This is a genomic window from Nostoc sp. (assembly GCF_036919815.1).
GTDB lineage: Bacteria > Cyanobacteriota > Cyanobacteriia > Cyanobacteriales > Nostocaceae > Nostoc.
This window is the reverse complement of the sequence record NZ_JBALCE010000034.1, coordinates 57,796-67,525: the sequence shown is the minus strand read 5'-3', so window position 1 is coordinate 67,525 and position 9,730 is coordinate 57,796. Positions and strand designations below refer to the sequence as shown.

11 protein-coding genes, 1 tRNA gene and 2 pseudogenes are annotated in these 9,730 nt (G+C 42.1%); 5 read left to right on the top strand and 9 right to left on the bottom strand.

Translation table 11 applies throughout. From position 1 onward, the window contains the following. Positions 1 to 136: 136 nt before the first annotated feature. Positions 137 to 262 (top strand): annotated as a pseudogene (locus tag V7K15_RS09995) (AbrB/MazE/SpoVT family DNA-binding domain-containing protein); the annotation flags it as partial. Between the two features lie 29 nt (positions 263 to 291). Here the strand turns inward: V7K15_RS09995 and V7K15_RS09990 are convergent. Beyond that, positions 292 to 609, bottom strand: a complete 318-nt coding sequence (locus tag V7K15_RS09990; protein ID WP_334905260.1) for a hypothetical protein — start codon at positions 607 to 609, stop codon at positions 292 to 294. Between V7K15_RS09990 and V7K15_RS09985 the strand changes: the two are divergent. Beyond that, positions 589 to 834: pseudogene (locus V7K15_RS09985) on the top strand (hypothetical protein). The gene V7K15_RS09990 and the pseudogene V7K15_RS09985 sit on opposite strands and share 21 nt — an antisense overlap. Before the next feature lie 9 nt (positions 835 to 843). On the opposite strand, the gene V7K15_RS09980 reads toward V7K15_RS09985, so the two are convergent. Together V7K15_RS09980 and V7K15_RS09975 are read right to left on the bottom strand one after the other, a co-directional pair. Continuing rightward, on the bottom strand, positions 844 to 1,176 hold the full coding sequence (locus V7K15_RS09980) for a XisI protein (protein WP_334905250.1): 333 nt from the start codon (positions 1,174 to 1,176) through the stop codon (positions 844 to 846). Further along, entirely contained in the window at positions 1,164 to 1,580 is a 417-nt protein-coding gene (locus V7K15_RS09975; protein ID WP_334905248.1) for a XisH family protein, read from the bottom strand. The genes V7K15_RS09980 and V7K15_RS09975 overlap by 13 nt, the downstream gene beginning before the upstream one ends. 307 nt (positions 1,581 to 1,887) lie before the next feature. On the opposite strand from V7K15_RS09975, the gene V7K15_RS09970 reads away from it, so the two are divergent. Together V7K15_RS09970 and V7K15_RS09965 are read left to right on the top strand one after the other, a co-directional pair. Then, positions 1,888 to 2,445 (top strand): hypothetical protein, encoded by a 558-nt coding sequence (locus V7K15_RS09970; RefSeq protein WP_334905245.1) that lies wholly within the window; start codon positions 1,888 to 1,890, stop codon positions 2,443 to 2,445. A gap of 77 nt (positions 2,446 to 2,522) precedes the next feature. Next, positions 2,523 to 3,167 carry a DUF3318 domain-containing protein gene (locus V7K15_RS09965; RefSeq protein WP_292795981.1) on the top strand — a complete coding sequence of 215 codons (645 nt, stop codon included), beginning with the start codon at positions 2,523 to 2,525 and terminating at the stop codon, positions 3,165 to 3,167. A 104-nt stretch (positions 3,168 to 3,271) separates the two neighbouring features. Here V7K15_RS09965 and V7K15_RS09960 read toward each other — a convergent pair whose 3' ends face one another. Continuing rightward, on the bottom strand, positions 3,272 to 4,069 hold the full coding sequence (locus tag V7K15_RS09960) for a 7-carboxy-7-deazaguanine synthase QueE (protein WP_334905243.1): 798 nt from the start codon (positions 4,067 to 4,069) through the stop codon (positions 3,272 to 3,274). 198 nt (positions 4,070 to 4,267) lie between these two features. Here V7K15_RS09960 and V7K15_RS09955 point away from each other — a divergent pair, with 198 nt between their 5' ends. Beyond that, positions 4,268 to 5,317 (top strand): anti-sigma factor antagonist, encoded by a 1,050-nt coding sequence (locus V7K15_RS09955; protein ID WP_334905242.1) that lies wholly within the window; start codon positions 4,268 to 4,270, stop codon positions 5,315 to 5,317. Positions 5,318 to 5,925: 608 nt separating this feature from the next. Here the strand turns inward: V7K15_RS09955 and V7K15_RS09950 are convergent. The 5 genes from V7K15_RS09950 to rsfS all read right to left on the bottom strand — a co-directional run bounded on the left by V7K15_RS09950 (position 5,926) and on the right by rsfS (position 9,607). Continuing rightward, complete coding sequence (locus V7K15_RS09950) at positions 5,926 to 7,383, bottom strand: YcjF family protein (protein WP_334905240.1); 1,458 nt, start codon at positions 7,381 to 7,383, stop codon at positions 5,926 to 5,928. 104 nt (positions 7,384 to 7,487) lie between these two features. Then, positions 7,488 to 7,564 (bottom strand) — tRNA-Met (locus V7K15_RS09945). A gap of 46 nt (positions 7,565 to 7,610) precedes the next feature. Next, positions 7,611 to 8,564 (bottom strand): asparaginase, encoded by a 954-nt coding sequence (locus tag V7K15_RS09940; protein ID WP_334905238.1) that lies wholly within the window; start codon positions 8,562 to 8,564, stop codon positions 7,611 to 7,613. Positions 8,565 to 8,651: 87 nt separating this feature from the next. Then, a complete protein-coding gene (locus V7K15_RS09935; RefSeq protein WP_334905236.1) occupies positions 8,652 to 9,152 on the bottom strand; it encodes a CGLD27 family protein in 501 nt (166 codons plus the stop codon). Next, entirely contained in the window at positions 9,149 to 9,607 is a 459-nt protein-coding gene (gene rsfS / locus V7K15_RS09930; protein WP_334905234.1) for a ribosome silencing factor, read from the bottom strand. Before rsfS ends, V7K15_RS09935 begins: the two co-directional genes overlap by 4 nt. Between the last annotated feature and the right edge of the window lie 123 nt (positions 9,608 to 9,730).

Genomic DNA, 9,730 nt, shown 5'->3' with positions numbered 1-9,730 from the left:
TAGACCCAGATGTTCTTTATTCTGTGGTTACTAACCAATCTATTCCCACATATAGAAATCTGGAAGAATATCAAAAAATTTGGAGTTAAACAGAAGCAATTCCAGAAGTCGGTGATTTATTAAATCCTAGTAATTTTTTTCAGTAACTAAATTAGATGATGTAGCAGGTTGCTTAAAATATCCAGGAAAACCTAAAACTCTTGAGGATATGGATAGTGCAATTCGCCAAGGTATAGAGGAATTGTGGAATGATTGCGGTTGACAAAATCTAACCAAAAGAAAAAATAAATCCTATTTCATTGCAAAGTAAACTTGGCGTACAAACCAAGTTAGAGCTTCTACTATTCCATCATAATTATTTTCAGTATTTTTAAGGTATGGCTTTTCTAATAGCAGTTCTTGAAGCTTTCTGTTTCGTTCTTCTCTGTTATACTGGTTATGTTCAATGATATTACGAAATTTTCTAGCGTCATCTATAAGAGAATAAAATTCCTTATTCAAGGGTTCAAGAGAGAAAGCTAATTTAGTTGGTGGTCTCTTTAATGCCTTAGAAAATAATGGTGGTAAATATACGAGTAAACAAAAAATATGCTTAGTGGAATTAAGCAAAAGGCTATTGTCGGAAAAGATGGCAGGATTTAACTTTCTGCAACTGAATTACCAGAAGGAACTGTTGTAGAAGTTATCGTGTTAGTTGAAACACCAACTGAAGAAGATGAAACTACCTATCTTCTGAAATCAGAAGCTAACAAAAAGCATCTACTCAAAGCTTTGGAGAATGTACAAAAAGGAAACCTAATTTATGTCGATTTAGATGATCTTAACTATTTTTAATAAATTCAATTAACTAACAGCAAAATCTGTATATTTACGCACAGATGGTAACTGACAACCTAAAACAATATCTTCTTTTGGGACACCTAATTCAACCAATTCATTAGCAATTCCTACCTCTGTCCCATCTTGCTGAATCCAGATTTTATCGTCAATAATATCTAGATGAAGAACAGGCCCATATATGCGGTCTTGATCGCGCCAACCTACATAAACTAATTGATAATGATCGTGTTCTGGATCAAAAATTGTCTGTGCTTGAATGCGATTATCCCAAACAATACTGGCGTGTTGTTGCAGCAAATTCTGAATATATTGTCGATATTCGTCTAGCTTTGCCATTCTGATATCACCTCCTGTTCAATATTATAAATTAGTAAACAGAGCTGATTACTTTTAATTACAGATTGGATAAATGGAAGTATAAAAAAATTATTGTAAACACTACTAGGAACTGCTAAATATAAAGTGCGATCGGCTTCTTGTTTTTGTAAAGCAATTCGGTAAATGATAAATTGTCCTAATGCACCATAAAGCTCTGTGATTTTTGACGGACTCAGAAAACTTTTAATTTCAACAGCTATTTTTTGCCCTTGTTTTTCGGCTGCAATAACTTTTTCTGCTCCTAAATCAACATATAGCTCAAGGGTTCCCGCCTGGAGAGCATAAGGATCATGAGTGATTAACCACCCTTCTTTCTCAAGTGCTGTTTTGACAACTGTATGAAAAGCATCTTTAGCAGACACGGATTTAATTCCAATTTATGGCGGTGCTTGATTTAATAATTTCCATTTCAAGAATACATTGACAACCTAGCGAAACAACCATTTGAAGTGCGCTTCTTTAATAATGAGCAATAATCCTTCAGAAAATATCATTCACAGTGCAGAATGATCATCTATTTTTCCTATGCCCAATGCCCAATGCCCAATGCCCCATATCCTAATTGCATACTTCTATGTGATGAGAAGTATCCACACCAACCCAAACAACTCTCATTAGCAGGTTAAACTAGGCTGGTAACAGCTGCTCCACGTTCCTTATGAGGCTTTTATGGGAGCTAACCTCAAACAGATTGCCAACTATTTAGACAACCTTGGTTGGGACTATCGTTTGGATGATGAAGAAGACCGAATTATAACAGGTGTGGAGGCTGATAACCTAGAAGATTTCCTAATAGTTATCCAGCTGGATGAAGAGGGAAAATTTTTTCGGGTATTTACCCCTCAAGTTCTGGCAGGAATTCAAGACCATCCTCACAAGGCAGCTATCCTACAAACAATGCTTGCCATTTCCTGGGAAACCAAAATGTTGCAATGGGAGTATGACCCATCCGATGGCGAAATCCGTGCCATTATTGAGTTTCCTTTAGAAGACTCGATTCTCACAGAAAGACAATTTCACCGTTGCTTGAGTGGGTTAATTCAGATTGTGGATGGCATAGCGATACCTCGCCTGAAAGAAGTGATGGTAACAGGTCTTGATCCGGGGAATATAGAACTTGGGGAAAGATTGTTACTCAGTATCCAAGAAGAAGCCCCAGGATTGCTAGATTTGCTGGAAAAAGCAATGGAAGCGCGAAAAAAGCGAGGAAGTTTTAAGAGCGAGTGAGCCGGATCATCACTTAAATAGCTATACTCCAAAGTGATACCCTCACTATATACTGAAATTTTCTGGGGCTGGATATTATGACATCCTATGCAACCTCCTCTGCCAAAGCGGAAATGAGTGAACTTCGGCGGTTGAAAAGCTTATTACCGCCAGAATTGCAAAGCTGGGTCACGGTTGAAGGCACAACTGAGGTCAATCCACCCCTGGTGCGTTGCGAAGAAATTGGTAAAGACCAGGTAGAAATTCAAATTGACTTGGTGAAATGGGATGCCCTCGCTATGGATCAGCGTAATCTGCTGTTCTGGCATGAAGTTGCTCGCGTTCAAAATGACACAATTCCTAAAGATGGTTGGGAAATGGCAGCACTAGCCATCGGTTTAGGTGGTGCTGTAGGCGAATTATGGGTACAAGATGGATTGCTGCTGGTATTAGCTTTGTCGCTGTGTGGTGTGTCAGGCTGGCGACTGTACCAAAAGAATAGTGGGGAAAAGCAACTAAAAGAATTGCTCAATGCTGATGAGAAAGCGATCGCCTTGGCAACTCGTTTTGGTTATAGCCTCCCCAATGCCTACAAGAGTCTTGGTAGTGCCTTGAAAACCCTGATTGACAATACTCCTAGTAAGCGCCAACGGTCGAAATACGAAGCAAGGCTCTCTGGTCTCAAACGCAGTGCAAATAAGGCAAAAGCTCAATCCAGAACTACAGATGAGGGCGGACTGTAATTAGTTAGGAGTTAGGAGTTTGGAGTTTGGAGTTTGGAGAGACGCGATTAATCGCGTCTGTACAGGAATTATGAATTATAAGTGAACTCCTGACTCCTGACTCTTCAAAGCTGGTTCAGCATTTTATGGGTCTGGGGGATCACACGCACTTGCTTGACAAACCTCTTCATCAAAGCTTGCCACGTCAAAACTTGATCGCTCGAAGGCGCAAGCACAGGGATTGGGGAAAATTGTTCAAATGCTGCCAAAGGCGTAACAGGTTGTAAAAATACTGAGATATCTGGACTAACCTCTGCCACCAGCAAAGCTGAACGTTCCAATTCGGCGGGATCTGTGTTTTGAGACACAATTATCTTGACAAAAACATTTAAATATGAGTCATGACATAATTGGAGAAATTTACTATGTTCTTGCCAATGACTTTCGCCGCTAACACTGGGCAATTTGAAATCCATACCCACGGAGTCTAAGTAGGGGAGAATCATTGCTAATTGTTCTGGGCGATGTCCGCCAGTTTCTAGGTATATAGGTAGACCAGTTATGGCTCGGACTTCGGGTAGAAACTGCGTTAAAAATTGGGCATGAAGAAGTGGTTCACCCCCAGTTAAGCTAATGCTATCGTGTAGACAAGGTAGATTTTGTCGTTCCACCCATTCCATTAATATTGGTAATGGAACAGGGTTAGAGTGAATTTCAAAGTCGCGCAATCCAGGCGATCGCTCTATTCGACAACTCGCTGGTGCATTCCAAGTCTGGGCACTATCACAAAAGTGACACCGCAAATCACACAAAGCAAAACGAATAAAAATCTGACGTGTCCCTACATTCAGTCCTTCTCCTTGAATGGCAGAAAAAACCTCAATCAGGCGTGCAGTAGGTGTAACCGTAGTTTTAGCAATCATTTGATCAGAGCAACGCGATCGCGCTGCGTCGGCACAACAGCAAGGATATTTTTTGGCTTCTTGTTCTATTGTGAATCGTCGCTAGCGATCTCCAATCTCAGCCCCGGTAAATAGCGATTAGTCCTTGTTACTACTGATTCCAATATTAGGTTAGGTAATTTACTCGGACAAAATAATGTTTGGCAGATTACATTATACATGGCAACGAAAGTGCAGAGCTTCATGACTAGCCAACCGACAGAGGTCGATTTTCCAGTTAATTCCCTAAACGACACGGCTATAGTGCAGATGCCGACGCGGTTGAGCGTGCTAGAGGCTTTAGGCTTTAAGCAAACCTGCCAAGGCTTAATCCAGCCCAATTCACATCCCAAGCAAATCATTATTGACTTTCACCAAACTACTTTTATGGATAGTAGTGGTTTAGGTGCCCTGGTCAGTAATTTTAAATACGCTCAGGCGAAAGGGATTACATTAACGCTGCGGAATGTAACACCTCAGGTAATGGCAGTCCTAAAACTGACCGGATTGGATCAAGTTTTTCCCCTAGAGTCTGTGGACGAGGGGTCGTTAATAGAGCAAGAAGACTTAGTAGATAATCGGAAGACAACTTCCCGTAAAGTAAAGCAGTTACCCACTACTCACCCTTCTGTGGCATCTTGGATGAAACGGTTCATAGACATTGTAGGGTCAGTAATTGGTTTATTACTTACAGGAGTTTTGTTTATTCCGATTGCGATCGCTATTCAAATTAATGATCCTGGTCCCATTTTCTTTAGTCAAACCCGTTGTGGTTGGATGGGAAAGCAGTTTAAGATTTGGAAATTCCGCTCCATGTGTGTGGATGCGGAAGCGAAGAAATCCGAAGTCAAAAACCAAGTGCAAGGTGCTTTTTTTAAGAATGAGAATGACCCCAGAATTACTAAGGTAGGGCGCTTTTTACGGCGAACTAGTTCTGATGAACTACCCCAATTTTGGAACGTCCTCAAAGGAGAGATGAGTTTAGTAGGCACCCGACCACCCACACCTGATGAAGTGGAACGCTATGAAGTACCGGAATGGCAACGTTTCGATGTTAAACCCGGCATGACTGGCGAATGGCAAGTAAATGGGCGTTCTACAGTCCGTAGTTTTGAAGATGTAATTCGCCTGGATTTGCAGTATCAAAAAAATTGGAGTTTGCTGTACGATTTAAAGCTAATTTTTAAAACTATAGCTATCTTATTTAATAGAAATAGTGGTGCTGTTTAGCTAACTACCTTTATTCACAATTTTTTGGTAACTCGCAACTCTCAGGATAATTCTTAAATTTACCCAAGCCTATTTTAGGCTTGGGTAAATTTAAGGCTATGGATAATAAATACTTACCAATTTTAATTGCGATCGCATTAAGCGCACTTGGTGTTCTTGGTGATTACTTCTTAAAAATTGCCAGCAGCAATGAGAGCCTGTTGAAAAACCAATAGTTCCTTTTCGAGCTAATTATAGCGTTTCCTAATCAGATGAGGTACATCATAGCCCTCCTCGCCTGCGGGGAGGGGGTTGGGGGTGGGGTTCTTGTACCTCATTCAACCGAGAACCGCTATATCCTGGCTTCTACTGCTTTTGGTTGGGTCTATGTCATGAATCACCTGAAGTTAGGGACAATTGGTGTTGTTTATTCTGTATCTACGGTTCTATTATTAGCTGTGGTGGGCGTTGCTTTTTTTGAATCGGAAAGACTAATAGACATCTCCAAAAATTAAATATGCGTTACCCAGAACCCTTGTTTTGACGTAGCACTGCTACGTCAAAACAATTCTTTTTTGGAGATGTCTAATACAAAGGCGCTAAGAAAAACTATGCGCCTCTGCATAAGATTATCCCACTCCCTTCTGAACACCAACTAATTCAACCTGCTGCACCTCTGGCAACAAACGCTTCACGCCTTGCTTAACAAACCCCTGCAAAAAACCAATCTGCTGATTTTGCCCAAATACCTTTTGCAAGGTTTGCCGCAAATTCTCCAAATTTAAACCGGTTCCAGAATCTATTGCAATTTCCTGCTGTTGGAAATACTCAACTAGACTTAACCCAGCTACCCTAGTCAGATAAGCTGCACTTACTCCCTGCACTACGCCACCAGCAACAAAGGTAACGGCGTTACTTTTCAGAACAGTACTAATCGCCTTTGTAGAAAGTTCAACTAAACCGAGTTTCAGCATCAAACTTCCCATTGTTCCAGCTACGGTTTGCGCCTGTTCTAGGGAAAATTTCTGCTGATAAATATTACCCAAATCCATTACCATTTGAGCATTAATTGCCGCAGTCGCCAGAATATCAAGGGCTGGTACTGGGTTAGCAAAGGCAGCAGCCGCAGCTATCCACTGATATTGTTCAATAATTGGGGTGGCGCGATCACGTCTAGTTCCATTCAGCCAGTTTTTCGCCTCAGCTTTCAATAACCCAGCTTTCCTCATGGTAGTTAGCCAAACCAAGCGTTGTCCTTGTTGTGCCAAAACTTCACCCAACTGCTGCGTCAATTGCTGGATATTTGGTGCTGGTTGTTCCATCCACTCTTGCACAGTACCATCAGCTTCATGCTTTCGGACTTTGATGGCAATGGGAGAAACCGCAGTTGCAACTACATTTCCCTGCATTCGCTGTTTTAATGACAGTAAAATGCTGGCGCTTTCATCGGCTAAATACTGATCTTGTTTGTTGAAAACCAGGATTGTGGGCTGATTTGCTGCTTTTAGCTGCTGTAAGGTTTGAAATTCTGAGTCTGTCAAATCACCGTTTGTCAGGAACAGCACAAAATCTGATTTTGCTACTTCTGCCAAAATAGCTGCATCGGAATTTTCACCTGCTTCTCTAAACAAAGGTGCCGTCTCTTCTAAAGACACTAAATTTCGTGTCTCTAGATTTTGCTTTAGCACTTGAATTAAAGTGCTTTTACCCACGGATTTCCCGCCAGTCACAGCCACTTTAATTTCTTGTCTGTCTAATTCCAATAGCAATTGGGCAACTTGTTCTCTGAGTGTCTCTAACGCCTGATGGTTTTCTGCTTCTTGTGCCAGTTGGTTTATTACAGTTTCAGCAATAGAAATCGCACTTTCCACAGTCGCACGCTCCACGAGCATACCATCTAGTTGCTCTAAACTGTCTTTCGGGCGATTTTGCTGGAATAACCACAAGCCTCCACCTACAGCTAAGGCACTCAATAAACCAAACTCACCCACCTGCACTATAGAATCGTGCCAACTGTCCAACATCCACAGGGAAAAGGACAGTCCCAATCCTCCCACTAAAATTGGTCGCTGCAACTTCACAACCATGATTCTCCGCGCTTTTTGGATGGCTATATCTTCCAGAATAGATCAAAATAAAACAAAACCCTCCAATCTTTACTGATTGTAGGGTTTTTGTTTTATCTTTCATTTGGTGGCGGGAAGTGGATTTGAACCACTGACCTTCGGGTTATGAGCCCGACGAGCTACCAGGCTGCTCTATCCCGCGTCGCTCTTGACTTTTATAGCATAACCTAAAGTCAAGAGTTTGGCAACTACAAAAATGATAATTCTCCAATTACTTCTAAACGCTTGTATTTCCCCAAGGTGACAAACTTTTCTGAGAGCCTTTCTGCGGTACTGGGACTAATCCAGCCCATTTGCTGGAGTAAGTGAATAGCAACGGCATGTTTTGCCCGTTTTGCCCCATCCATGACTTTGATTGCCAATCCCATACCTTCACCGAGTCTACCAATGCACTGCACTCCTTCGGCACCAGCTTTACTGACCAGTTCCCCTGGAGTTAAACGCATCAGTTCCGTATCAAATTCTCCATCTCCTGCTACCATAGCGGGGTGATGAGTCATCGCACGGACGATGCGCTCCAGATCCAAATTGGTACTAGAGGCTAACAGTGCATACAAAGATGCCATATGACCGAGTTGCATCAGATAAGTTGGTGCGCCACAGTCATCATGAGCGCTGATAAATTCCTCAGCTGGCATTCGCAGTAACTCTGCTACTTTGTTCAAAATCAACTGCTGTATTGGGTGCTTGCGTTCCAAGTAGTTATTCAAAGGCCAATGGCGTTGTTGACAAACGGCTAACATTCCCGCATGTTTTCCAGAGCAATTGTATTCCAGAGGACTCCGCTTACCTTCAGGAATTGGACATTGGAGTACAGTTGGATCAAGATCAGCCCGCCAAAGGATGTTAAATACCTGTCGGACTTGCTCTATTGTTCCTTTGTGGGAACTTGTAATAATTGCTAAGTCGCGATCGCTAAGGGCATAGCGTTCCAATGTACCTGTGGTGGTGACTGCGAGTGCCTGAAATGGTTTCAGGGCTGAACGGATAAATCCAGCAGTTTCAGAATTTCCGGCAACGGTTAGAACCCGTCCTCGTTCGTCGCATACAACAGCTTGAACTATATGCCGGGATTCAATAATACCTTCCCGCAGCAACCGGACTTCTAGTGCTGTGGATTGAGTTCGTTTTCCCATTGTCATGGGTTTATATTTATCACCTTTTTTAATTATTAGTCATTGGTCATTAGTCATTAGCTAATGACTAATGACTAATGACCAATGACTGTTTTAAAACAAATGCCAAACTATAGTACCAATAACGAACATTCCCGCCAAGCCAGCAAAGGTAAATTGTAACCGCCGCAGAATAGGTTTGATTTCGTATGCAACAATCAAGCGATCGCGGTTGAGGAGTTCCTGTGGCTTTGTCCAAGTTTGACCGTCATACCAGCCGGACTCTTCATAAAATACTGTGGGACTGCAAAGGCGATCGCACACGTAGAACCAGCCTAAGTATAACCTTACCAGTGCCAGCACTACCCCGACACTGGCTCCGGCAGCACCACAGAGAAGAAAATGTGCAATATACTTGTAAGGGGGAAAACTTGCCGCAGCTACAGGCCCTGCTAAGAGCCAAGATAAACCCCAAATCCAAACAATTTTCGTGATATACTCGCGCCAATCTAAAGTGCTATCACGAAACAGCCAGGAAGTTTTTAACTCTTCGTACTCATTGAGCGGTTGTTGCTCTGTGGGAACTGGGCAATTGGAAACCGAAGACCTAATCATGTTGGCTTATCCTCACCCTGATCAGATTCTGGAAGGGAAATACGCTCTGCATGAATCCAGAACGCTTCTAAATTATAAAACTCCCGTTCTTTGGGCATCATGATGTGAACGATCACATCACCGTAGTCTTGTAGTACCCAACTCCCCTCGACTTTTCCTTCTGTCCTTAAGGGGCGCCGTTGCAACTCAGTTTCGACTTTCCCTTCAATTGCTTGAGCGATCGCCCTTACTTGTACCCTAGAATAGCCAGTCATCATCACAAAGTAATCAGCCAGGTAAGATACCTCTGCTACTTTGAGCAATATAATCTCACCCGCTTTGCGATCTGATGCCGCAACAGCGATCGTTGCAGCTAATACTCCGCTCGCATCTTCACTTTGGGCGTGGCTCTTTACCACACTCTTCGTCAGTGGAACAGATTGTAAGGGGAAATTTCCTTGGAAATAATCAGTCATTAAACCTCAGGTGCTTTCTTTCTTTTGAAACAATTGTTTACATTTACTTACAAACAACAAACAATTGATCTGAAAATGTGTCAATAGGTTTTTTTGAATACTAACAAAAAAATAGGTGTCTAT